Annotated in this window: 16 protein-coding genes; 13 read left to right on the forward strand and 3 right to left on the reverse strand. The window is 64.6% G+C overall.

Annotation, left to right across the window (positions count from 1 at the left end; all coding sequences use genetic code 11):
- The first annotated feature begins 1 nt into the window (after nucleotide 1).
- From ATE71_RS07620 to ATE71_RS07630, 3 genes are all read left to right on the forward strand, one after another.
- Entirely contained in the window at nucleotides 2–1798 is a 1797-nt protein-coding gene (locus ATE71_RS07620) for a type I secretion system permease/ATPase (RefSeq protein ID WP_058802874.1), read from the forward strand.
- Complete coding sequence (locus ATE71_RS07625) at nucleotides 1795–3159, forward strand: HlyD family type I secretion periplasmic adaptor subunit (RefSeq protein WP_082665132.1); 1365 nt, start codon at nucleotides 1795–1797, stop codon at nucleotides 3157–3159. Before ATE71_RS07620 ends, ATE71_RS07625 begins: the two co-directional genes overlap by 4 nt.
- Nucleotides 3160–3238: 79 nt before the next feature.
- Nucleotides 3239–5464 carry a BamA/TamA family outer membrane protein gene (locus ATE71_RS07630; protein WP_152998687.1) on the forward strand — a complete coding sequence of 742 codons (2226 nt, stop codon included), beginning with the start codon at nucleotides 3239–3241 and terminating at the stop codon, nucleotides 5462–5464.
- A 103-nt stretch (nucleotides 5465–5567) separates the two neighbouring features.
- Here the strand turns inward: ATE71_RS07630 and ATE71_RS07635 are convergent, their stop codons facing one another.
- Nucleotides 5568–6674, reverse strand: a complete 1107-nt coding sequence (locus tag ATE71_RS07635; RefSeq protein ID WP_058802877.1) for a 2OG-Fe(II) oxygenase — start codon at nucleotides 6672–6674, stop codon at nucleotides 5568–5570.
- 143 nt (nucleotides 6675–6817) lie between these two features.
- The gene (locus ATE71_RS07640) at nucleotides 6818–9850 is read right to left on the reverse strand and encodes a TonB-dependent receptor (RefSeq protein WP_058802878.1); all 3033 of its coding nucleotides are present in this window, start codon (nucleotides 9848–9850) and stop codon (nucleotides 6818–6820) included.
- A gap of 159 nt (nucleotides 9851–10009) precedes the next feature.
- On the opposite strand from ATE71_RS07640, the gene ATE71_RS07645 reads away from it, so the two are divergent.
- From ATE71_RS07645 to ATE71_RS07690, 10 genes are all read left to right on the forward strand, one after another.
- The gene (locus ATE71_RS07645; RefSeq protein WP_152998688.1) at nucleotides 10010–12208 is read left to right on the forward strand and encodes a chondroitinase-B domain-containing protein; all 2199 of its coding nucleotides are present in this window, start codon (nucleotides 10010–10012) and stop codon (nucleotides 12206–12208) included.
- On the forward strand, nucleotides 12205–14367 hold the full coding sequence (locus ATE71_RS07650) for a heparinase II/III domain-containing protein (RefSeq protein ID WP_058802880.1): 2163 nt from the start codon (nucleotides 12205–12207) through the stop codon (nucleotides 14365–14367). The genes ATE71_RS07645 and ATE71_RS07650 overlap by 4 nt, the downstream gene beginning before the upstream one ends.
- Nucleotides 14364–15647 (forward strand): MFS transporter, encoded by a 1284-nt coding sequence (locus ATE71_RS07655; RefSeq protein ID WP_058802881.1) that lies wholly within the window; start codon nucleotides 14364–14366, stop codon nucleotides 15645–15647. Before ATE71_RS07650 ends, ATE71_RS07655 begins: the two co-directional genes overlap by 4 nt.
- Before the next feature lie 13 nt (nucleotides 15648–15660).
- A complete protein-coding gene (locus ATE71_RS07660; protein WP_058802882.1) occupies nucleotides 15661–16413 on the forward strand; it encodes an SDR family NAD(P)-dependent oxidoreductase in 753 nt (250 codons plus the stop codon).
- Entirely contained in the window at nucleotides 16410–17252 is an 843-nt protein-coding gene (locus tag ATE71_RS07665; protein WP_058802883.1) for a rhamnogalacturonan acetylesterase, read from the forward strand. The genes ATE71_RS07660 and ATE71_RS07665 overlap by 4 nt, the downstream gene beginning before the upstream one ends.
- Nucleotides 17253–17366: 114 nt before the next feature.
- On the forward strand, nucleotides 17367–20228 hold the full coding sequence (locus tag ATE71_RS07670) for a TonB-dependent receptor (RefSeq protein WP_058802884.1): 2862 nt from the start codon (nucleotides 17367–17369) through the stop codon (nucleotides 20226–20228).
- 8 nt (nucleotides 20229–20236) lie between these two features.
- A complete protein-coding gene (locus ATE71_RS07675) occupies nucleotides 20237–21124 on the forward strand; it encodes an alpha/beta hydrolase (RefSeq protein WP_058802885.1) in 888 nt (295 codons plus the stop codon).
- 82 nt (nucleotides 21125–21206) lie between these two features.
- Nucleotides 21207–21953 (forward strand): FadR/GntR family transcriptional regulator, encoded by a 747-nt coding sequence (locus tag ATE71_RS07680; RefSeq protein WP_058802886.1) that lies wholly within the window; start codon nucleotides 21207–21209, stop codon nucleotides 21951–21953.
- Nucleotides 21953–22753 carry a 2-keto-4-pentenoate hydratase gene (locus ATE71_RS07685; protein WP_058802887.1) on the forward strand — a complete coding sequence of 267 codons (801 nt, stop codon included), beginning with the start codon at nucleotides 21953–21955 and terminating at the stop codon, nucleotides 22751–22753. Before ATE71_RS07680 ends, ATE71_RS07685 begins: the two co-directional genes overlap by 1 nt.
- Nucleotides 22750–23769: a sugar kinase gene (locus ATE71_RS07690; RefSeq protein WP_235587953.1), complete on the forward strand. Its 1020-nt coding sequence runs from the start codon at nucleotides 22750–22752 to the stop codon at nucleotides 23767–23769. Before ATE71_RS07685 ends, ATE71_RS07690 begins: the two co-directional genes overlap by 4 nt.
- 21 nt (nucleotides 23770–23790) lie before the next feature.
- Here ATE71_RS07690 and ATE71_RS07695 read toward each other — a convergent pair whose 3' ends face one another.
- Nucleotides 23791–25587, reverse strand: coding sequence for a cation:proton antiporter (locus ATE71_RS07695; RefSeq protein ID WP_082665134.1), 1797 nt, complete (start codon nucleotides 25585–25587; stop codon nucleotides 23791–23793).
- Between the last annotated feature and the right edge of the window lie 156 nt (nucleotides 25588–25743).

Below are 25743 nucleotides of genomic sequence, written 5' to 3' on the forward strand. Positions count from 1 at the left end.
CATGGCCTGGAATCCACTCGCCGCCCGGCGGGCCTCCGGCAACCCGGACAATCTGCTAAAGACGCTCTTGCTTCCGCAACGGCCGATCGCGGTCCGGCTGATCCTGTTCTCCGCGATCACCAACATGGCGGCGCTCGCCATGTCGCTCTACATGATGCAGGTCTTCGACCGCGTCTTGACCAGCCAGAGCAAGGATACGCTGTTCTTCCTCGCGCTGGCGATTACGCTCGTCGTCGCATTGGGTTCGATGCTCGACGGCATCCGGCAGCAGGTTGCGAACCGCGTCGGCACCTGGTTGGCGCAGCAATTGGGGCCGACGCTGCTGCTCCGCTCGCTCGAGCAAAGGCTGGTCGCTCCGAACGTCCGGCTCGAAGCGCTGCGCGAAATGACACAGGTCAAGAATTTCGTTTCGACCCCAACGGTGTTCAGCGTCGTCGATATGCTGTGGGTGCCGCTTTACCTGCTGATCGTGTTTTTGCTGCACCCGATCTTCGGACTGATATCGGCCGTCGGCGCCGCGACGCTATTCGGGCTGACCTGGTACACCGAACGGATCACGCGAACGGCGATCCGCGACACCCAGGCGCTGGCCACCGGCAATATGCAGTACGCCGAATCTCTGGTACGCAACAGCGAAGTCATCGACGCGATGGGAATGGGCGAGGACACGGTCGCGCATTGGCGCGACCGTTATTTTGCCGAAACCGAGGCGGTCGACGCGACGCAGTTTCAGTCGAGCAAGATCCTGGCGTGGATGAAGTTCGTCCGCAATCTGGTGCAGGTTGCGGTCCTCGGCATCGGTGCCTTGCTGGTGCTTGACCAGCAGTTGACCGGCGGGGCGATGATTGCGGGTTCGATCCTGATCGCGCGGCTGCTCGCACCGATCGAGGCGGCGATGAGCTATTGGAAACAGTTCGTGCTGGCGCGCGAAAGCCTGCAGCGCCTGTCGCGTTTTTGCGACCTGCCGACACCGCGGCCGTCGCAGATGGCGCTGCCGAAACCGTCGGGTGCCATCGCCGTCGAAAATCTTACCTATGCCGCGCCGGGCATGAAGGGCGCGATCCTCAAGAATGTCAGCTTCGCGATCGCGCCGGGGACGTCGCTCGCGATCGTCGGGCCGTCGGCATCGGGAAAGACAACCTTGTCGCGCCTGCTTGTCGGGGTGCTGAAGCCGATGTCGGGGCATGTCCGGCTCGATGGCGCCGACACCTTCGACTGGATGCGCAGCGATTTCGGGCCCAACGTCGGCTATCTGCCACAGGATGTCGAATTGCTGCCCGGGTCGATCCGCGAGAATATCGGGCGATTTCGTCCAGATGCCCGCGATGCCGACGTGATTGCCGCCGCGAAGCTTGCCGATTGCCACGACATGATCCTTCACCTGAACGGTGGCTATGACTGCATGCTCACCGATGGCGGGCACCAGCTGTCGGGCGGTCAGCGCCAGCGGATCGGGCTGGCGCGCGCGCTATTCGGGCTGCCGCCGCTGATCGTGCTCGACGAACCCAACGCCAGCCTCGACGCGCGCGGCGACGCGGCTTTGTTGGCGACGATCAAGAAGCTCAAGGCGCTCAATATGACGACGATCATCGTCTCGCACCGCGCCAATCTGCTCGAACTGGCCGACAAGATATTGCTGATGATGGATGGGCAGGTCGCGAAATTCGGCGATGCACGGACGGTGGTGGAGGAAATGGCGGGCAAGCGGCGCGCGATCACGCCGAACGAAGCGCCCCCGCCGGGCGGCCCCGCCAAGTCCAATCCCGCAATGTTCAAACAAGGGGGATTGGAAGCATGAACATTCCATTTCGCCTACGCGAGGATGGCGACCCTGTGCGGTTGGCCTTGCCGTCGCCGGACTATGGTGTCGCCGGTCCGCGGGTCAAAGGGTCGATGCGGCTCGCCCTCATGTCGATCGGCCTGTTCATTCTTGCATTCGCCGTCTGGAGCTGGGCGGCACCGATCAACAGCGCGGCGATCGCAAGCGGGTTTCTGGAAGCCGAGGGCGGCGGCCGCCGTACGGTCCAGCATCTGGAAGGAGGCATCGTCCGCGAGTTTCTGGTGAAAGAAGGGCAGGAGGTGCGCGCCGGCCAACCGCTCGTGCTGTTCGATGCGACCCAGAGCGAGGCGTCCGACGCGGCCTTGCGCACGAGCCTCTATGGTCTGTTGGCGCAGGACGCGCGGTTAACGGCCGAGCGGCTCGGCTTGCCTGCCGTCCGTTACCCAGCCGAGCTGCTAGCGGCCGCCGGCGATCCCGAGGTCAAGGAAATCATCGCGGCGTCGAATGCCGAATTCGCCTCGCGGCGGCGCGGCCTGTCGGAGCAGGCGCAGATCCTGTCGCAGCGGATCGGCCAGTCGAACGCCGACATCCGCAGTTCGGGCGCGCAGATCGCGGCACTAACCGATCAGGCGAAGCTGCTCGACGACGAGCAAATGAGCGTCGACATGCTGGTTGACGAAGGGCTCGAACGCAAATCGCGGCTGCTCGCGTTGCAGCGGCAAAAGGCGCTGGTCGACGGCGAGCGCGGCAAGCTCACCAACAATCTCGACCGGCTGCGCGATACGATCGGCGAAACGCGTGCGCAAATGGTCTCGCTGCGCGGGCAGATGGTTCTGGAGGCCACCGGCCAGCAGCGACAGGTTCAGCTGCAAATCGCCGAGGCGCGCGAAAATCTCAGGGTCAGCGGCGATATCCGCTCGCGTCGGCAGGTGCTTGCGCCCGTTGCCGGCCGTGTCGCCAATTTGCGCCTGATTACGCCCGGCGGTGTCATCGGGGCAGGCCAGCCGATCCTCGACATCGTGCCGACGTCCGAAAAAATCGTGGTGTCGGCGCGGCTCCGCCCGATCGATATCGACGTGGTGCACAAGGGGCTGAAGGCAGAGGTCAAGCTGACGCCATACAAGGCGCGCGTGATCCCCAATCTGATCGGGACCGTCAAGGAAGTGAGCCCCGATGCGATCTACGACAAGGACGCGCAGCAAATCTATTACAAGGTGATCGTCGAGATATCGGCGGCGCAGCTCAAGAAATACCGCGATGTCCAGCTGATGTCGGGCATGCCGGCCGAAGTCTATATCGATCTGGGGTCGAGCTCGCTGCTGCAATATCTGTTCCAGCCAATGATCGACAGTTTCAATCGCTCCTTTCGCGAGGGATGAACCCGACGCGTTCTTGGCGGGGGTGAAAGCCGGGGTCGGCCGGCACAATGAGGGGAAGAGGTTGGCGGGATACGGAATATTGTCCCGGGGCGTTCACCGGGCAGTGCAGGGCACTGCGATGGGCGTCGCGGTGATGTTCGGTGTCGGCGAAGCCGCGCCGCTGTACGCGCGCGAGCGCGAGATTGTCCAGACGCCGCCCTACGCCGCGCTTCGCCAATCGACGGCGATCACACGTGTGCTGCCGCCCAGCGAGGGACCGTCGTTTGACCATGCGCAGGCTGAGTTTACGATCGCGGCGCCGGCGGACGGCGCCGACGCCTTCCTTCTGACGGCATCGATCATGCCTGACGCGATCGAACCGAGCACGCCGACGGACCTGTCCGATACGGCCGTGGACATCCCCTGGCAGGCGCCGTTGGCGGTCGATTGGGATGCACCCGTCGTGCTGTCCGCCGGCGCGGCCAACGCGCCGCGCGGCAATGCGCGGCGGGTGAGGGCCGGCGATGCCAGTATCGTTCCGGCGGCGGCGATGGATGAAGCGATCGCCGGCCTGGATGTCGATGTCGTCGGCGCATCCTGGCTAGGCGACGCCGGCGCCCGTCGCCAAGCGCTGGTCGCGCAAAGGGCCGCTGCGCCAGTACATGGACGGCGCGCCTGCACAGGCTGCCGCGATTCCAAGGATCGCCATGCTCCGCGCAAGCGCGCAGTGTCGGCGTTGCCGGCGAGCGACAGCACGCGCGCGGCGAAGGCGTCTTCGCGCAGCCATCGCTCGCGCATCGCGGCGAAGGCGATCCCGCCCAATTTGCCGCCGCCAGGCGTTGCGGTGCAGTTCGGTCGTCCGGCACGTATCACCGCGTTTGATCTGCCGGCGCTGCCCGCCGACATGGTCAATCTGGCGTGCGTCGTCGCCGCGCAGAACCGCATGGGGCCGCCCTGCTTCGCGATCGGCGGGGCCGAACGCCCCGGCCGCGCCGCCGCCGCCAGCATGCGTAAGTTTCCGGCGTTCGATGCCGATGTTTCGGCCACGCCTTGGCTCGGCGATGCCGGTGCGCGCCGCGCCGCGCCGCGTGGGAGGCCCGCCGCGTCCGAACTCGGCATGGCCGCCGCCGGGGACGAAGGCCTTTACGAAGAGGTCGCCGAAACGCCGACCGGGGCGGTGACCGGCCTCGATGGCGCGGACGGCCAGGCCAGCGAAACCGATCTGCTGACGGTCGAGACGCTGCCGCGTGGCGGGCTGGCCTTTTCGGGCGGCTATTCGTCGCTGGAAGGACCGGTGGGAACGGTCAAGATCGCGCGCACCAATATCGGCGCGCCCGGCCGCGACATCAGCGCGTCGGCGCGCTATTCGAAAATCCAGCGCCTGTTCGAATTCGGGGTCGCAGACGCCAATTTCATGGGCAGCAAAGTGTCGCTTGCGCCGACCTTCTTTTACTCGCGTTCGACTGCGGTGGGTTTCGATGCGCAAAGCAAGTCATCGGTGTTTCGGCAAACTGCGCGGGGCGTCAATTTCTATGTCGGAAAACAGCTTGGACGCGGTCTGCGCGTCGCGGCGAATTATCGATATTCGGACGAAGATTTCTTGATCCGCCAGAAAAATGCGCGATGCGATGTGGGGCTTCACGGCAGCCCCTTTTGCAATGCGCTCGGGCAATCGACCAGTTCGGTGTTGAGCGTCGGTCTCACGCTCGATCGCCGCGACCGGCCCATCGATCCGGCGCGCGGATTCCAGCTTCGCCTGACACCCGAGATTGCGGGTCCAGGGGGAACGTCGCGCTACGCCCGGATACGGATGGCGGGCAGCTTCCACCACCGCATCGGGGATGTCATCGATGTGTCGCTTGGGCTCGAAGGCGGGTTGATGCGATCGATCGGCGATCGCACGATCCCGTTGTTCGATCGCTTCTATATCGGCGGCAACAGCATGCGGGGGTTCGATCTGCGCGGCATCGGGCCCAAGGTGGTTCCATTAAAGGCCCCGGTCGCCCCCCCGACAGCGATTGGCGGGCGCGCCTATTATGCCGGGCGTTTGGAACTGGCTCTTCGGCCAGAAGGCGCGATGAAGAAATTCGGTGTTTCGCCGAGCATATTCGTCGATGCCGGCTCGGTGTTCGGTGCGTCGAAGGGTGAACTGATCGCGGGCGAGCGGCTGATCGGCAACTCGCCCAAGCCGCGGGTGGCGGTCGGTTTCGCGCTGGCATTCAATGCGGGGCCCGGCAAGCTGCGCTTCAACATCGCCCAGCCCGTCGTGAGGCAGGAGGGCGATCGTGCGAAGAAATTCTCTATCTCGCTAGGAACGGCATTCTAGGGTGCTGACCCCGGGGTGACCCTAGCCTGGCGTCAAGCGGCGCAGGCCGCGGGCTTGTCGCCGTCATCAGGGGGGTGGGTTCCGATTGAATCGGGCGCCGCCTCTATTGTCGGTAGGCGCCGACCCCTTCGCCAAGATATTGGTTGTTCGCTTCGCGTTGCGCCGCCGCTTCGTCGTCGTAAAGAAAGGGCAGGAAGGCGTAGCGCCGCCCGCGGGTAACCGGCGTCGCTTCGTGAAGCAGGCCGCAACCGAAGACGATCGCGCCGCCCGGCGCGGGGCGATAGGTGCGCGTCCCGAATTCGGGGAAACGCAGTTCGCCGCCGTCGAAATCGTCGTTCAGGTTGATTGTCACCGCAAAGCGGCGGTGCGCGGTGCCCATCGTGGTATTGTCGCGGTGAGCGCGGAAATGACCTGCGACCGACGCGTCGTAACAGGCGACGATATAGCGCTCCATGCGGGTCGCATCGAAATTGAACGCGCGCTGGATAACGGGGCGCAGACAATGGTTCACCCGGGCGCTGAGCGCGCGGCAGAAGGCCTCATCCCTGATCGTGACGTCTGACCGGCGCTTGTGGCCATGATCGATGACCGACACCGTCTTGCCATCGACTTCGCGCATGAAACCCGAATCCCGACCGCCTTCGGCTTCGTACAGGTCAATCAGCCGCTGACAGGTAGCGCGATCGAACACGCGGGGGACCGACAGCACCGGCGCCCAGTCTTCGGGCTTGCCCTCGCGGGTCAGGCGATCGATCAGCGCGAGCGCCTTGCCGGCGTCCGGGAGATGATAGCGTCCCGCGACGCGCAATTGGCGGTCCAGAACGATGATATAGGGTTCATAATGGTCGCTGTCGGGGCTGCAGGCTCCATAGGCCTGGCTGACCGCCCGGTCGCTGTCGAGGATATAGCGGATCCCGGGGAGGCGCGTCTTGACGCGTCCGGCTACGTGGTCGTCGGTATCGATGGTAATACCGAAAAAAGAGCAGCGACTGTCGTCGAAGCGGTCGGCGTCGGCCATCAGAAGGTCGCGGGCGGCCTCGATGCCGTTACCGGTCGCCGATCCCATGAAAAAAAGCAAAACAGCTCGTCCGGCAACCGTGTGAAAAGTATATTGCGGGTTTCCGTCCAGAACATGCGCCTTGAACCAGGGCGCTGCCGATCCAACAATCGGTTTCGGGATTGAATCGAGCCTCGTCTCGGATTGCAACATGACCTTGCCCCCCGCCCCCGCGTGATGCTTTGGCTTTTTAGCATTGGGTCGAAATAGGCACAAGCGTTCTGACGAGGACATAGCTTCACAATACACGCGGGTTCGGGCGGGATATCCGCGCACCCCCGCCTAGGGTGAGCGCCCTAGAATTTGACGCTCACCCCCGCTGTGATCCGGCGGTCGGTGAGGCCCTGGAAGCACAATAGCGCCTTGTTGTTGACGCAATATTGGTTCTGGTCGCCGCGCAGCAAATTGATGCCCTCGACCCCGAGGTTGATATTTTCAGTGAGGTCGTAATTGATGCTGGCGTTGAGCTGCCCTCGCGCCCCGTTGATCAGCGGCAGGCCGAAGAAGAAGGGATCGTTCGACACATAGCTCGACCGCCATGTGTAGCGCAGGCGCGCGTTCAGCCCATATTTGTCGTAGAACAGCGTCGCGTTATACGCATATTTCGACAGATTGGTCAGTGTGATCAGGTCTTGCGATCCCGGATAGCCGAGCTGCGTAAAGACCGTGCGCGGGCCGTCGGCGGTGCGATACTCGCGCGCCGAACCGCCCGATTTTTGATAGGTGAAGTTCCCGATAAATCCGAAGCCCGAGGCGAAGCCCAGCGTGTCTTCCCATGCCGAAAGATCGTGCTGGAACGCGACCTCGATCCCGGTTTGGGTGGTGGTTCCGGGAACGTTGAAGGTCGAACTGCGCGGTACGCAGATGCCGACACCCTGGATCGGGTTGTTGATGTTGCGGTTGGCGATCGGGTTGTAGATGCCGCCGCCCGGGCACGCCGGATCGATCGAAATATTGAGGTTGCCGTTGGCGTCGAGGTTGGGCGCCGGGTCCTCCTGCCGCTGCGCGAACAAATTGGTGCGGCTCTTGTGGAAAAAGCCGATGCTGATCAGACTCGACGGCGCGAAATAATACTCGCCTGACAGGTCGAACGACCACACAGCTTCGGGGACAAGGTCGGGGTTGCCCACCGCGACCGGCGTGTTCGCGCCGGTGCCGAAGGAGAAGGATGTCGATAGCGTGTCGAAATTCGGCCGGCGGATATCGCGCGCGATGCCCGCGCGGACGAGGAAGCGGTCTGCGGGTTCGAGGACGAGGTTAAAGCGCGGCAGCAGGAAATTATACGAGCTTTTGGCAACGGTTTGCCCCGTGACCTCACCATTTGCGATATTGTTGCCGACCGAAGACAGGCTGGTGTGCAGCCAACGCACGCCGGCGTTGCCGCGCACCGGCATGCCGGCGACTTCGCCTTCCATATTTGCCTGGAAATAGGCGGCGTTCGTCGTTTCTTTGATCTTAAAAAAGCCGGCGAAGGATTCCGTCGGCGTGGTCAGCGGCGCGACGGGCGGCCCCTCGGTCGCGGCGGCGTTGCTCGCGGCGATCGCGGCGTTGAGCGCGTCGAGCACCTTCGCGGGATCGTCGAAAGCCAGCCCGCCGTCGATCAGCAGGAAGTCGGAAAAATAAAGCCGGCGTCCGTCGGCCGCGTCGAAATTGTTGGGCCCCGGGATCAATATGTCGGAAAACAGGTCGCCCGACGGCCGGTTCCAGGCGCTCGTGGTGTTGGTCAGGCTGACATTTCGGGAAAATTCGTTGTTTTCCGCCGAAGTCCGGTTCCAGCGATAGCCGAAGTCGATCGAGGTGACGAAGGGGTTGAGATCGCTCGTGTCATAGGAAAAATCGAGGCGCGCCGCCCTCTCCTGATTGTCGGTCGTGTTGGCGCCCTGCGCCACTTGCTGCAGCTGGTAATTGGCGGGGTCGAGCAATTGCGCCGTCGTCGGCGCAAAGGGGCTCGACTGGTCGATGCCGAATTGCAACGTGCCGCCGCGCAGGTCGAATTCCAGCGGCACACCATTGTCGATGCTGCGCCCGATTTGCGGCTGCGGGCCGTTGGGATTGATGAAATCGAGCGTCGTCGAGAAGTTCGGAAAGTCCGATTTCGAGGTCGATAGCGACACTTCGGCTCGCATCCCAAGCTTGTCGGTCACCTGCCATTCGGTGCCGAGGTCGAACACGCGGCTTTTGGTGACGCGCGCGCCCGTGTCGCTCGACGTGCGCATATTCGGGTCAATCACCGTTCCGGTCGCGCCGCCGATGCCGATGGTGCCCGCGACGGTCGCATCGACGCTGCCGAGGTCGATCGGACCGTCGGGTCCGTCGAGAGTGCCCCAGTTGACCGTTTCGAACGCCGTGTTGTCGGTCGCATCGACGACCGAGGGCGTCGCCGTGCCCGAAATCTGGACGCGGTGGCTCTCCTGTCCGCGCGTTTGGTTGTTCAGCGTCGCGTCGAAATAGAATTTCAGGTCGTCGTTCGGCTTCCATTCGAGCGCCGCGGTGCCGTTGTAGGTTTCATATTCGTAATTCTCCAATCCCTGCTGGAAGAACTGGATGCGCAGGAAGGGAAAAGCCTCGGCGCTCGGGCCCGATCCCGGCAGGACGACGGCGTCGCGGTCAACACGCGGCTTGAACGCGGCGACGTCCTGCCGGGCATAACTGCCGCTCACCACGATACCGATTTCGCCGATGCCGGTGTCCCAGCGATTGCCGAGCGTCGCGGACAGGCGCGGCAGGGTCGATTTGGACAGATCGCTGTTTTCGACTTGTGCCCGCGCCGCGATGAGCGGATCGCGCAGGTCGAGCGGGCGGATCGTGCGAAGGTTGATCGTGCCGCCGACCGATCCCTCGATCGTCTGCGCCGTTGGAACCTTGGTCACCTCCACCGAGGCGATCAGCGCGGCGGGCAGATCCTCGAAGCTGATGCCCGAGCGGCCCGCGCCCGACCCTATGGTCGATACGCCGTTGATTTCGGTGCGGTTGGCATCAGTGCCACGGATCTGCACCGCATTGCCGACGCCAGCCTGGCGGGTGATCTGAATCCCGGTGACATTTTCCAGCACTTCGGCGAGGTTCTGGTCGGGCAGTTTGCCGATATCCTCGGCCTGGATGACCTCGACGATATTGTCGGAGGTGCGCTTTTCGCCCAGCGCGGTGGCAAGGGAGCTACGGATACCTGTGACGACGATCGCGTCATCGCCCGCTTCGGCGGCGGCATCGGCGGCCGGATCCCGCGCCATCGTGGGGACGGCGATCATCGCGAGCATGGTCGTGCCCAACAGCGTCGCCGCGAAATTTATCTTGCCGCGCGAAACGCGCAGGAGGCCGCCCCGAATCATCACACTCTCCCTCATTGCCTTTGTTTGGAGAGAGGCTCCTCTTGTCAGGCCACTATGTCAACCCATGATTCATACCATCAATGGGTTGATATTGTCCTACCTCTTGTATAGTCCAATACGCAAGAATCAGAAAAAGGGCGAGGAACGGTGCACATAAGGGTGATTCTAACGGTAGCGATGCTTGCGTCGACGGCGCATCCGGTGCTGGCGCGCGACCTGCTCGTGACCGATCAGGCGCAATATAAGGCTGCGGTCAAAAAGGCGCAGCCGGGCGACACGATCATCCTCGCAGACGGCGAGTGGCGCGATTTCCAGATCGTCTTTACCGGCACCGGCACCGCTGCCAAACCGATCGCGCTGACTGCACAGACCAAAGGCAAGGTGCTGATCACCGGCCAGTCGAACCTGCGCATCGGCGGCCGGCATCTGCTCGTGTCGGGGCTCGTCTTCAAAAATGGTGCGAGCCCGACGCGCGAAGTTGTCAGCTTTCGCCGCGATTCCAAAGCCCTCGCCACCGACAGCCGCCTCACGGAGACCGTCATTGACGGCTTCAGCAAGGCCGACCGGCGCGCCGAAGATATCTGGGTCGCGCTCTATGGTTCCGGAAACCGCGTCGATCATTCGCATTTCGAGGGCAAGACCAACGCCGGCGTGACGCTCGCGGTGATCCGCCGCGCGGGCGATCCGCTCGATAACCGCCACCGCATCGATCACAATTATTTCGGCCCGCGGCCGCCGCTGGGGTCGAACGGCGGCGAGACGATCCGCATCGGCACCAGCGAGGAATCGCTGTCCGACAGCCATACGATCGTCGAGCGCAATATCTTCGACCGGACGAGCGGCGAGGTCGAGATCGTCTCGGTCAAATCGGGCGGCAATATCATTCGCGAAAATCTCGTGCTCGAAGCGCAGGGCGCCTTCGTGCTGCGCCACGGCAACGGCAACCTCGTCGAACGCAACATCTTCTTCGGCAAGGGCGTGCCCGACACCGGCGGCGTGCGCGTGATCAACCGCGACCAGATCGTGCGTGACAATTATTTCGAAGGGCTCGCGGGCAGCTCGTTCAAGAGCGCGATCACCGTGATGAATGGCGTGCCCAATTCGGTGGTCAACCGCTATCATCAGGTTGCGAACGCGCGGATCGAGGGCAACAGCCTGATCGACGTCGCGCGCATCACGCTTGCGGCAGGCGCCGACGCTGAACGTTCGGCGCCGCCGGTGGGCAGCCGGTTCGAGCGCAACCTGATCGTCGGCGCCAAGGGTGCGGACCCATTCCGCGCCGAAGGCGAAATCGGCGGCATCGCTTTCGCTGGCAATGTCGAGGCGAAGGTAGCGAAGCCCTTGCTGACGACCGGGGTCGAGCGGCGCGACGTGACGCTCGAACGTGCCGCCAATGGCCTGCTTTATCCGGCCGACCCCGCGCTCGCCGCCGTCGGCGCGCCGCGCGACCTCAAACCCGTCACCCGCGAAGAGGTCGGCGCGAGCTGGTATCGCGGCGATGCTCCGGAGGCGGTTTTCGGCGCCGGCGCTATGCGGCCGATCGCGGCGGGCGCCTCGCTTGCAGAGGCTGTTGCCGATGCGAAGGCCGGCGACACGCTGGCGCTCGCCAGCGGCACTTATGACATCGCCGCGCCGCTGACGGTGCAACGCCGGCTGACCATTGCCGGCGCCAAGGATGCGAAGCCCGTGCTGCGCGTCGCGTCGAGCCTCGCGCGGATCGCGGGCGGCGGCGGGCTGCGGCTCGAAAATCTCGCGGTCGATGCGAGCGCGGCGTCCGGTGAGGACGCGCTGATCGCGGTCGCTTCGGGCGTCGCGCCCAATTACAGCATTGCGCTCGACCGCATATCGGTGCGCGGCCCCCGCAAGGGCCGTCTCGACGGCATCGCGATGGCGCCCGGCACCTTCGCCGACGATGTCACGATCGCAAACAGCGATTTTTCTGCAATGGGCGTCGTAGTCGTCGCGACCGGCGAGCAGGAGCCTAAGGGCTGGTATCCGATGGAACGGCTGACGATCAGCGGCAGCCGCTTCGCTGGCGTCGCGATGGTCGCCGACCTCTTGCGCAAGGGCACCGACGAAAGCACCTTCGGCCCCTGGTTCGCGATGACCGGATCGAGCGTCGCGGATAGCGGTGCGGGTGGTGCGTCGTTGCGCGTCTCGGGCGCCCAGCACACCGACATTGCACAAAATAGTTTCGCAAAGTCGGGCGGCATCGTCGTCATCCATTCGGTCGGCGCCCCCGAAACGCGCATTGCTTCGAATGTCTTCGCTGCGACCCCCGCGCCGCGCATCGAGGAACTCGCGTGGAAAGGCCCGCCGCGCGGAATGGTCGAAAATAATGTGGAGGCGCGGCCGTGATCCGCACCCTTGCGCTCTTGCTCGCCGCCGCGACGCTGTCCCCGACCGCGGTGCAGGCCCAAACTCCACCAGCCGCCGCCCCGCAGGCCTATGCTCCGCTCTTCGCGGCCGAGGTCGAGCGCGCGCGGCGCGATGTCGATGCCTCGATCAAGGCGGGCATCAACGTGCCCGTACCAAAGGATCCCGGCGGCGGCTTCACCCACGAACAACATAAGCGCAATTACCGCCTCATCTTCGAGGGCGGCCAGCTCTTCCGCCTGACCGGCGACGCGCGCTACCGCGACCATGTCCGCGACCTCTTGCTCGCCTATGCCGACCTTTATCCGGGGCTCGGCCCGCATCCGGCCAAGGCGAACCAGACCGCAGGGCGTCTCTTCTGGCAGAGCCTCAACGACAGCGTGTTCCTCGTCAACGCAGCGCAGGGCTATGCGGAGATCCGGGACGCATTGCCCGCTGCCGATCGCCGGCGGATCGACGATCAGGTGATCCGCCCGATGGCGCGCTTTCTGTCCGACGAGTCGCCCGAGGTGATCAACCGCATCCACAATCACGCGACCTGGGCCGCAGCCGGGGTCGGCTTGTCGGGCTATCTGCTTGGCGACCGCGACCTCGTCGACAAGGCGCTGCTCGGGCTCGACAAGAGCGGCAAGGCGGGCTTCCTGCGCCAGCTCGACCTGCTTTTCTCGCCCGACGGCTATTATGCCGAAGGTCCCTATTATCAACGCTATGCGCTGCAACCTTTGGTCGTCTTCGCGGCTGCGATCGCCGCCAACGATCCCGACCGCAAAATATTCGAATATCGCGACGGCATCGTGCTCAAGGCGATCCGCACTGCGATCGACCTGACGCACGATGGCTATTTCCTGCCGATCAACGACGCGATGCCCGACAAGAGCCTTCGCACCGAGGAACTCTATCACGCCGTGGCTATTGCCTATGCAGCGACGAAGGATCCGGCCTTCCTGTCGATCGCCGACTGGCAGGGTCGCACTGTATTGACGCCCGCAGGGCAGGCGATGGCGAGCGATCTTGCCGCGGGCAAGGCGAAGCCCTGGCCCTTCACCTCGCGGTTGCTGTCCGACGGCCCCGACGGCAAGGGCGGCGCGCTCGTGCTGCTGCGCACCAAGACCGATCCCTCAGGCCCGCTGCTCGTCGCCAAAAACACCGTGCAGGGCATGGGTCACGGCCATTTCGACCGGCTTGGCTGGCTCTATTATGACGAAACCGGCGCGGTCGTAACGGACTATGGCGCCGCGCGCTTCCTCAATGTCGAGGCAAAGCGCGGCGGGCGTTACCTGCCCGAAAACGACAGCTGGGCGAGCGCGACGATCGCGCATAACGCACTTGTCGTCGATGAACAAAGCCACTTTGCAGGCGATTGGAAAACCGGAGAAAAATCCGGAACGCGCCAGCTTGCCGCATCGCTTGAGGGCCCGACCCGCTACACGATCGCCGAAATCGACAGCGCGTATAAGGATGTCGCCATCCGCCGCGCGCTGTTGCTGGTCGAGGTCGACGGCCTCGCGAACCCCCTGACGCTCGATATCCTCCACGGAACTGGCAGCGGCAGGCATGTCTATGACCTGCCGCTGCATTTTTCCGGACATATCATCGACAGCGACATCGCGTTCGACCGCAAGCTCGCCGAGCGCCCGGTGCTCGGCAAGGCGAACGGCTATCAGCATCTATGGGTCGACGGGACGGGAACCAAGGTGGGCAAGGTGCGGCTGACGTGGATGCAAGGCAGCCGCTTCTACAGCTACCATATGCTGCCGCCCGCGGGCGCAAGCTTCATCCTCGCCGAAAGCGGCGCGAACGATCCCGAGTTCAACCTGCGCCGCGAACCGGCGCTGATCCAGCGCGTCGACGGCGCGACAAACGCGACCTTCGTCAGCCTGCTCGAACCGCACGGTGCCTATGATGCCGCGGCCGAGACCGTCGTCGCGAGCAACGCGCGCGTCGCGGCGCTCGAGCATCGCAACGAAAAGGGCACCGACCTTGTTCTCGTCACCCTTGTCGACGGCCGCCGGCTCGCGCTTGCGGTCGCCGACGACATTGCCGCTGATGCGAAGCACAGCATCACCGTCGACGGCCGCGCCATGACGTGGACCGGCCCCGTCGGCCGCCTCGACCTTGCCAAGACCGGAGCGAAGAAATGAGCAATATCAAGGGTCGCTTCCGCTGGTGCGTCATTGCGCTGATCGCTCTCGCCACAGTGATTAATTACATCGACCGCAACGCGCTCGCGGTGATGTGGCCCGAGGTGTCGAAGGAAATCGGCGCGACCAAGGAAGATTACGCGTTGCTGGTGACGATCTTCATGATCTTCTACGCCTTTGGCCAATCGCTCTTCGGGCGCATCTTCGACGCGATCGGCACGCGGATGGGCTTCACCATCTCGATCGTGGTCTGGTCGCTGTCGATCGCGGCGCATGCGCTGGTACGATCGATGCCGCTGCTGATGGTGCTGCGCGCGACGCTCGGGATCAGCGAGGCGGGTAACTGGCCCGGCGCCGCCAAGGCGAATGCGCTCTGGTTCCCCTCGCGCGAACGCGCACTGGCGCAGGGCATCTTCAACGCAGGGGCCTCGCTCGGCGGGATCATCTCGGCGCCGCTCATCGCGCTACTCTTCGTCCAGTTCGGCTGGCATGGCACCTTCCTTCTCATCGGCGTGCTCGGCTTCATCTGGCTCGTGCCCTGGCTCTGGTTCTACAAGGCTGATCCCGAGAAGCATCCGGGCCTCAGCGAAGAAGAGCGGCAATATATTCTGACCGGCCGCACCGAAGCCGGACGCGACGACAGCCGCCGCGTGCCGCTCGGCGAACTGCTGCGCTATCGGCAGAGCTGGGGCGTCATCCTGTCGCGCTTCTTCCTCGATCCCGTCTGGTGGCTCTTCGTGTCGTGGCTGCCGATCTACCTCGCCGAAACCTTCGGCTTCGACGTCAAGCAGATCGGCCTCTTCGCCTGGGTGCCTTTCGTCGGCGCGATGCTCGGTAGCCTGTTTGGCGGATGGTTCGCGGGGCGGATCATCAGCAAGGGCGGCGGCGTCCACAAGGCGCGCACCCTGACGATCGCGATCGGTTGCGCGATCATGCTGCCGTCGCTCCTGTTCACCATCGGCGCGAGCGAGCCGCTCAATGCGGTGCTGCTGATCGCGTGCATCCTTTTCGGTTTCCAAATGGCGATCGGAAATATCCAGACGCTGCCGAGCGACTATTTCGGCGGCGGGGCGGTCGGCAGCCTCGCGGGGATCAGCGGCACCGCAGCGGTCGCGGGCACGCTGATCACCACCTGGCTCGTCCCCGTACTCACCAAGACGAGCTACGCGCCGATCTTCGCGCTTTCCGCGGCTATCGTGCCTGTTTCTTTCCTCTGTTTCTGGCTGATCGGCGGACGCGTCGAACCGGTCGTCGCCCCACCCACCAACACGCAAGAATAAGGAACTGCATCACATGGATCTCCACGGGAAAACCGCGCTCGTCACCGGCGGCGGCCGCGATATCGGCCGATCGGTGTCGATCGCGCTCGCCCGCGCCGGCGTGCGCGTCGCGATCAATTACAACAGCGGCCGCGAAGCCGCCGAGGAAACGCTGAAGACGATCAAGGATGCGGGCGGCGAAGCCTTCCTCGTCCAGGCCGACGTTACCAACAGTGCCGCGGTCAAGGCGATGCTCGAAGAGGTCGGGGTCGCGTTCAGCGGCCGGCTCGATATCCTCGTCAACCTCGCGGGCGGCATGGTCGCACGCAAGACGCTGAGCGAGATGGACGAGGAGTTTTTCGACCAGGTCATGACGCTCAATCTCAAGTCGGCCTTCCTCGTGCTGCAGGCGGCGCAGCCTTTCCTCGGCGACGGTTCGGCAGTCGTGAACGTGTCGTCGCTCGCGGGCCGCGACGGCGGTGGCCCCGGCGCGTCGGTTTATGCGACTGCGAAGGGCGCACTGATGACCTACACGCGTTCGATGGCGAAAGAACTCGGGCCGCACGGCATTCGCGTCAACGCCGTCTGCCCCGGCTTGATCGGCACCAGCTTCCACGACATCTTCTCGAAGCCCGAAGGGCGCGCCGCAACCGCGAACAACACGCCGCTCCGCCGCGAAGGCCATCCCGACGAGGTCGCCGACACGATCGTCTATCTTGCCTCGCCCGCGGCGAGCTTCCTCGCCGGCGTCTGCCTCGACATCAACGGCGGGCTGGCTTTCTCATGATCCGGCTGCTCGCCACTGCCACTGCCGCCGCCCTGCTCGCGAGCGGGGCACAGGCCCAGACGCGCGCGCGAACCGACGCGCCGCCGCTCGAGCCGTACAAGATCATTCTCGTCGGCGATTCGACGATGGCGCCGCACAGCGGCTGGGGCGGGGCATTTTGCGCGCACCATGTCAAATCGTCGGTCGCGTGCGTCAACGCGGGTCGCGGCGGCCGCAGCACGCGCAGCTACCGGCAGGAAGGCAGCTGGGACATCGCGCTCGCCGAGGCAAGGGTGCCCGGCTATCGCGGCACCTGGGTGCTCATCCAGTTCGCGCACAACGACCAATCGTCGAAGTCCGAACGCTGGACCGACGAGACGACCGAATTCCCCGCCAACCTTCGCCGCTTCGTCGAAGAGGTGCGGGCGGCGGGCGCCACCCCGGTGCTCGTCACCCCGCTGACGCGGCGCGAGTTCCGCGACGGCAAGCTCCGCAACACGCTCGCCAGCTGGTCGGACCAGATTCGCGGCGTCGCCAAGGCGATGGACGTGCCGCTTGTTGACCTGAACGCGCTCAGCGCCGCGCAGGCGCAGGAAATGGGCGCCGAGACGGCGACCAAGCTCGCGCAGGAGCCGCCGACGCCCGAAGAACTCGCTGCCGCAAAAGCCGGGACGACGCTGGCCGCGCGCCCGGCGCCGTCTCCGCCGCCGCCGATCACCGGCGACGGTGCGCGCGGACAAGTGACGCGCAAGTTCGACTATACGCATCTCGGCGATGTCGGCGCCGAAGTCACTGCCAAGCTCGTGACGCAGGCGCTTGCCCGGGCGGTGCCGGGGCTCAGGAGCCAGCTCGTCCGCTGACAAATCATGTATGGCAATATGGACTAACCAATTTGCCATACGTCATGGTTGACAATAATGCTGCAATGTTCGACAGCATTGGTCATAACAGAATCGGTATCTGGGAGAGACGAAGTGAATTCTCGTAATCAAATCCGTGCGCGTTCGCTCCGCGCCGTCTTGCTGGCCGGCGCGGGCTCGACATTGCTCGTCGCCGCAATGCCCGCGATGGCGCAGGACGCGGCGCCCGCGGCACAAGATGAAGAAGACGCAATCGTCGTCACCGGGATTCGCGAGACGATCCAGAATTCGATCAACACCAAGCGCGAGGAAACGGCGATCGTCGACGCGCTGTCCGCCGACGACATCGGCGACCTGCCGGCGCTGTCGGTCGGCCAGGCGATCCAGACGATCACCGGCGCGACAACCCACCGCGAAAAGGGCGACGCCTCCGAAATCGCGCTGCGCGGCCTCGGCCCCTTCCTCTCGAACGCGACCTTCAACGGCCGCGACGCGACCAACGGCAGCGGCGACCGCTCGGTCAATTTCAACCAGTTCCCGTCCGAACTCGTCAACAATATCAAGATCTACAAGACCCAGCAGGCGGATCTCGTCGAGGGCGGCGTCGCCGGCACGATCGAAATCGGCACGCTGCGCCCGCTTGATTTCGGCAAGCGCCGCATCCAGGGCGAGGTCAAGGCGCAGTACAACCCCTATGGCGATCGCATCGTGGGGTCGGGCGGCATCGGCTGGCGCGGGACGCTGAGCTATGTCGACCAGTTCGCGAACGACACGATCGGTATCGCGATCGGCGTGCAGCGCAACGACACCAACAATCCCGAGGAAACCTACGCGGCGAGCAGCACCTGGGTCGCGTGCCGTGCCGACAATGATGCCAGTGGCAATTGCGACGAACTCCAGCGCGAGGATTACGGCCAGGATCCCTATTACCTCATCCCCAATTCCTACATTTTCCGCCAGATCAGCGAAACCGACAAGCGCGACGCGGCGTTCGGCGCGATCCAGTGGCGCCCGTCGGACCGGCTGAACGTCAACCTCGACGTCCAATATTCGGACCGCACCTTCGTCGAAAGCCGCCGCGACCTGACAATTTCGGAAGCGCGCCGCGGCCTGACCAATGTCGAATATGACGAAAATGGCATCGTCCGTTACCTTGAAGGATCGAGCTCGCTCGAATCGAACGGCTCCGAACTGTCGCGCTCGGAAGAATATCTGGGTGGTGGCCTGTCGATCGAATGGATGCCGAACGACCGGCTTACGCTGACCGTCGACGGCAGCTATTCGCGCACGATCCGCAAGGAGATCGAACGCAATTTCCGCCTGCGGACCGACCGGATGGACGTCAATGGCGTTCGTACCGCGATCGACAATCAGCGCATTCCCTATACATACGAACTCGCGCCGGGCAGCTTCGTCCCGACGATCACGATCGACCCGCGCTTCGATCTCAACAATCACGATCTCTTCTGGGACGACGCCCGCCTCCGCCGCGACGAGAGCAAGCGCCGCAACGAGATCATCGCGGGGCGCTTCGACGCCGCGTATGAACTCGACGGCTTCCTCAGCCGGATTTCGGCGGGCGCGCGCTGGTCCGAACTCACCTTTCGCGACTATGACCTGCGCAACGGCGACTTCAACCTCGGTCCAGACTTCACGCTCGAAGAAGACCGTCAGTTCAACAACCAGTGCCGCCAGATATTCCCCCAGACGGGCTATCTGTCGGCGGCAGAGGGCAACGGCATCCATAGCTGGGCGACCTTCGACGTCGACTGCCTGTTCGGCGCCTATCTGGGCACCCAGGATCCCGGCCTCCCCGACGAACTGCGCTCCGCTGCCAATCGTGACGTCACCGAACGCACCCTCGCGGGCTATGTGATGGCCGACTATGATGCGGACCTCGGCAATATGCCCGTCCGCGGTAATTTCGGCGTTCGCATCGTCCGGACCGACGTTACCTCGACCGGACTTCGCAGCGATCTGATCATCGTCCCCGATGATAATGATCCCACCCGGTTCACGCTCGATGAATCGGGGGATTTCGAGACGGTGCAGATCAAGAGCCGCAGCACGCGCATCCTGCCGAGCATCAACGCGATCTTCGAGGTAGCGCCCGACGCACTCGTTCGTCTCGCCGGCTATCGTGCCATGTCGCGCCCTAACCCCAGCGCGCTCGGCGCCGGGCGAACCTTCACGCTCGGCGAAAGCGACGACGGCTTCACCTCGATCGAAGAGGCGATCGACAATGTCCGCGCCAACGGCAGCCCGCGTTTGAAGCCACTGATGTCGTGGAACGCCGACGCGGCGGTCGAATGGTATCCGAACAAGGACAGCATTCTGTCGGCAACGCTCTATTACAAGCAGTTCAATGGCGGTTTCCAGCCGGTGGTCTATGATGAGGATTTCACGATCAACGGCGAAACGGTCACCGTCCCGGTGACGCAGACGCGTAACAGCCCCGACAAGTCGCGCATCTACGGCCTCGAACTCACAGCCGCGACGCGCTTCAGTTTCCTGCCCAAGCCGCTCGACGGTCTCGGCGCGAAGGTCAGTTACAATTACGCCGATTCGAACTTCGAAACGCAGGACATCCGCCTCGGCGACGAATATAATCCGGAAACCGAAACGGTGACGCCGGGATTGATCGCCCCTGCGGGTCTGTCGGGCTATTCGAAGCATGTGTTGTCGGCGCAGGCCTATTACGAGATCGGGCCGGTGTCGTTGCAGGCGATCTACAATTACCGCAGCAAATATTTTCAGGACTTCGTCGGCGGCAACAGCCAACTGCGCTATGTCGGCCCCAGCGAAACCGTCGATTTCCGGGCGTCGCTCGACCTGATGAAGGGCGTGTCGCTGCGGTTTGAGGCGCTCAACATCTTCAACGAGCCCAAGGCGACTTATATGCCCGTCTATGGCAGCAGCCGCCAATATCATTATTATGGGTCGAAATATTTCATCGGCTTGCGGGCGCGGATCTAGCCCGAATAGTGCGCGCGCTGGTCGCCTTGCTGTTGGTCGCCATGGCGGCGCCTGCCGCCGCGTCCGACGCGGTCGAACCGGCGACGATCGAACGCGACGTCGTTTACCGCACGGTCGCGGGCAGGGCGCTGCATCTCGACATCTATCGCCATGCGGATACGGCGGCGGCGCCCGCTCCGGTGTTGATCCACTTCCATGGCGGCGGCTGGGCGCGCGGCGCGCGACCCGCCGACTGGACGGGGTTTCGTCCTTATCTGGCGGCGGGCCTGTCGCTGGTGACGGTGCAATATCGCCTAGCCGGCGACGCACGCGCGCCGGCGGCCGTGCAGGATGCGCGCTGCGCGCTCCACTGGGTCGCCGCCAACGCGGCGCGGCTGGGCTTCGATCCCGACCGTATTGTCGTGACCGGAACCTCGGCGGGCGGGCATCTGGCGCTGATGGCGGGGCTGCTGCCCGCGGCGAACGATATCGACAGCGTTGAATGCAAGGGCGCCGCGCGGGCGGCGGCGATCCTCGATTTCTATGGACCGACCGACCTGACCAACATCGCCTCGCGATCCGGCGCGCGGCATCCGACGGTGGCGAACTGGGTTGGCGAGGGAGCGCAGGCGGCCGCGACCGAGAGGGCGATGTCGCCGGTCGTCTGGATTGCTAGGAACAGCCCACCGGTTTTCATCGCCCATGGCGATGCCGACCCGGTGGTGCCCATCGTCCAGTCGATCGAACTCAAGCGCCGCCTCGATGCGCTGGCGGTTCCCTCCGAACTGTTCGTCGTACGCGGCGGCGGGCATGGCAAGTTCGCCCCCGAACAGCGGGCCGAGGTGTCGAAGCAAGCGATTGCCTTCCTGTGCGGGCGCGCCCTGCTGGCCGTGACGGCTTGCGAAACGAAAAACTGATGCGCGTCGCCGTGAGTCTCTTCAAACTTGTCATACCAAATTGTATGAAGCTATCCGCTATCCTGCGGGGAGACGATTGATCATGGCCGAACGCCGCCTTTTTGAAGATATTGCAGACGCGATCCGGCGTCTGATTCTGGACGGGACCTTTCCTCCCGGAACGCGGTTGCCCGGAGAGCGCGAACTGTCCGAGCGGTTCGAGGTCAGCCGGGTGACGATCCGCGAGGCAGAGATCGCGTTGCAGGCGACGGGATGGATCCATATCCGCACCGGTGCGGGCGCTTATGTCGAAGCGGTGCTGCCAGGCGATAATGCGATCCTGCCCAAGGTCAGCGCGTTCGAGCTGACCGAGGCGCGATCGCTGTTCGAGGCCGAGGCCGCGGCGCTCGCGGCGCCGACGATTTCGAGCGAAACGCTCGAAAAACTTGACGAACTGCTCGTAGCGATGGCCGACGACAGCAAGAGCGAGGAAGAAATCAGCGCGATTGATCGCGAATTCCACATGACCATCGCCGCCGCGTCGAGCAACAAGGCGATCATCCATGTGATCGAGAGCCTGTGGCGGATGCGGATGGAATTACCCGAGGTGCGCAGCAGCCATTCGCTGGTCTGCCGCAAGGATGGCGCGGCGCGCCAGGCCGAGCATGCCGATGTTGTCGCGGCGCTGCGCAAGCGCGACGCGACCGGTGCGCGGCTCGCGATGCGGCGCCATTTCAACCGCTTGATCGAATCGATGCTCGACGAGACTGAGGAACGCGCGATCATCGAACTGCGCCGCCAGTCGGCGGAAAGCCGCGAGCGCTATCTGTTGAGCGCAAAACTGGCTTGATGAGCGGTCCGTCGCCTTTACCGGCTGCACCGGACCCGGTCGCGGCGCTGCTCAAGGCGCGCCTGTCGGGACGGGCGCTCGCGGCCTTTCCGACCCCGGTGCCGGCGACGCTGGCCGATGCCTATGCGATTCAGCGACGGCTGGCCGCCGCGCTCGATGCGCCTATCGTGGGGTGGAAGGTGGGGCGCATTCCCCCGGCGCTCGTCGATCATCTGGGGGCCGAGCGGATCGCCGGTCCGGTGCTGCGCTTGGCCGCGCTGGACAGCGAGGTTCCGGGCGAGGCGGCGGTCTTTTCGGGCGGGGCAGGGGCAATCGAGGCCGAGGTCATGCTGCGGCTTCGCGCAGTTCCCGAAGCGCCCGTGACGGGCGCGGACGACGGAGCGGCATGGATCGACGAAATCCGTGCCGGGTTCGAGGTCGCCAGTTCGCCCGCGCCCGACGTCCACGCGCATGCGCCCTATGGCATCGTCGCCGATATCGGGATCAACAACGGCCTTCTGCTCGGCCCAACCCTCGATATCGGCGATTTTACCGACATTGCCGTCGAAACGCGGATCGACGACAAGATGGTCGGGGCGGGACGTTCGATCGATATTCTCGACGGCCCGTGGGGATCGCTCAATTTCCTCGTCGAGCTTCACCGACGCGGTGTTGTCGAACTTGCGGCGGGACAGTGGATTTCCGCTGGGGCCATCACTGGCGTCCATCCGATCGCGGTCGGCGAGACGGCGACGGCCCGTTTCGGCCTTTCGGTCCAGATGTCCTGCCTTGCCGTCGAGGAAACCGGATTCAAGAAATGATGCAGTCTCCCCGAAATATCGCCTGTTTTGGCGAGGTGGTCATGCGCGTGTCGGTGCCCCACGGCGAACTGCCGCTGCAATCGCCGCGCCTAGAGGCGCATGTCGGCGGCGCCGAGGCGAATGTTGCGGTAGCGCTCGCCGCGCTAGGCCGCCGTTCAACAATGATCAGCGCCATCCCCGCGGGCCCGATCGGCGACGGTGTGCTTGGTGAGATGCGCCGCCACGGCGTCGATATGCAATCCGTACTGCGCCCGGCGGGACGCATGGGCCTTTATTACCACATCCCGGCGGGGCCGATGCGGCCCGCCGACGTCGTCTATGATCGTGCGGGTTCGGCCTTTGCTGAGGTCGAGGCGGGGGATTGGGACTGGGGTCGCCTGTTGTCGGATGCGGACTGGTTGCATGTGTCGGGCGTGACGCCGGCGCTGGGACCGAGCAGCGCTGCGGCCGCGCTCGCGGCGGTGACAAGCGCGCGCGCCGCAGGAATCGGCGTGTCGTTCGACGGCAATTGGCGCGGTCGCCTCTGGGAGCGCTGGCAGCCCGACCCCGCCGCCATCTTGCGGCCGATTATCGCGCAGGCGACGATGCTGTTCGGCAACCACCGCGATGCTGCGCTGCTGTTGGGACAGGAATTTTCGGGCGACGGCGAGGACCGCCGCCGCGATGCGGCGCTTGCCTTGCTGCAAGCCTTTCCCGCGCTCGAATATGTCGCGTCGACGGCGCGGGATATCGTCAGCCCGGACACCCACCGCCTGACCGCGCGTATCGATACGCGGGCTGAGGGCGGTAGCAGCGAGCCGGTGCTCATTACCCCGATCGTCGACCGTATCGGCACCGGCGATGCCTTCGCCGCCGGGGTTCTGGACGGGTTGTGGCAGGGGCGGGGCCTCGCCGACGCCGCAACGAACGGCCTCGCCCTCGCGGCGCTCAAACATGGGCTGCGGGGCGATTTCGCGCCATTTTCCCGCGCCGCGTTGATGGGTACATCTGCGGTCGCGCGGGATGTGGCGCGCTGAAAAGCCGCGCCGGCGGCCCGATCAGCCGTCGCGGGCGGGAATGGCGGGCGGCACGAAGGTCCAGATCGTATCGCCGGGCTCCACGGTCGGGCGGTGGTCAGTCGAGAAGATCGCGACCTCGCCCGACGCCCGCGCCACGGCGAGGCTCTCGCCGCCGCTGCTTTTCATGCGTGCGGCGAATTGCGCATAGGTGAATTTCTCGGTGATGCGGGTGCGGCCGAACGTCCACCCGGCCTGAAGGCGATCGAGCATCGCCTCGATGGGCAGGCCGCTGAACGTGAAGACCCGACCGCGACGCCGGCTCGCGGAGCGCGATTCCCCGACCGTGCGGCTCACCCGGTCGTGGCCGATTTCGGGCGCCAACTCGCTGCAGACGAGCGCGTTATAGCTGTCGTTGTCCGTCGCCGCGATCAGTTGCTGGAACTGGCCCATGTCGATCCGATCGTCGTGCGTCTCCTCGAGAATATCGCCTTCATAGACGGGAATGTCGGCGCGTCGCGCCGCGCGGAGCGCAAATTTGCTCGTATCGGCGATCAGCACCGAACGGTCTTGCGCTTTGACGAATTCGGCGAATGCAATCGTCCAGCCGTTCGATCCCACCAGTAGGATGCCGTCGCCCTTGCCGCGATCGAGCCCCAGCCAACGCGCAAAGCTCGCGGCGGTAAAGCCATGCGCGAAGATGGTCGCGATCACCACGCCAAAGCCGAGCGGCACCAGCGCTTCGGCGCCCGCAACGCCCGTTTCCGACAGGCGCAGCGCGAAAAGGCCCGTCACCGCGACCGCGACAATCCCTCGCGGCGCGATCCACGCGACGAAAAGCCGCTCCTTGAACGGAATCCTGGTAAAGAGGAGCGCGGTCATGATCGTGAGCGGGCGGACCACGAAGAGGAGCAGGAGCAGGAAGACGACGAACCGCAGCTCGAAGTTGCGCACGACCTCCCAGTCCAGCGTCGCGGCCAGGATGATGAAGACCCCCGACACCAGCAGGATGGTCAGATCCTCCTTGAAGCGCAGCAGCGCGTGGCTCGAATAGGTTTCGCGGTTGGCCATGACGACCCCCATCACCGTTACGGTGATCAGTCCGGTTTCGTGCATCACAAGATCGGACAGAACGAATACCGCGATCACCGTCGTCAGCAGTACGGGCGCCTTCAGATATTCGGGAACCCACCCGCGCGGGAAGGCCCAGGTCAGTGAAAAGCCCGCCGCGGTGCCGATGACGATCGCGAGCGTGCTGGCCGCAACGACATCGATCACTATCGACGCCGTGTTCGCCTCGGCCCCGCCATGAATGACATAGCTGTAGACGCCGACCGCGAGCAGCGCGCCGATCGGGTCATTCACGATCGCTTCCCATTTCAGCATGTGTTTGACGCGCGGCGCGATATTCAGCGAGCGGAGCAGCGGTACGATGACCGTGGGGCCCGTCACCACCATCACCCCGCCGAACAGCGCGGCGAGTTCCAGCGAGAGCCCGGCGCCATAATAGGCCGCGGCGGTTCCGAGCGCCCAGCCCACGGGCACGCCGACGAACACGAGCATTAAGACCGCGATTCCCGCGTGTCTCAGTTCGCGGAATTTGAGGCTCAACCCGCCTTCGAACAGGATGACGGCCACGGCGAGCTTGATGATCGGCTCGCGCAGGCTTCCAAAGTCGCGTTCGGGGTCGATCAGGCCCAATATGGGGCCGGCGAGGATTCCGGCGATCAGCATCAGCGCAATGGCCGGACGGCCTGTGCGCCAGGCGATCCATTGCGCGCCGATACCGATGACGCCGATCAGGGCGATTTTGACGAGGAGGGAGTCGATAGCGAACATATGGTCAGCATATGCCGACTTAACGCGAAGGTTGCTTGCATTTATTCCCGCGCGTTGCCGACAGCGCCATTCCGGTGCGGATCGATAGCAAAACCCTTATCTGCGGAGCGGGCTTGATCCATGTTAAACTTGGGCGCGCCGGATATCAGCCGCTTG

It is taken from the genome of Sphingopyxis sp. H115 (genome assembly GCF_001468465.1).
Classification (GTDB): domain Bacteria; phylum Pseudomonadota; class Alphaproteobacteria; order Sphingomonadales; family Sphingomonadaceae; genus Sphingopyxis.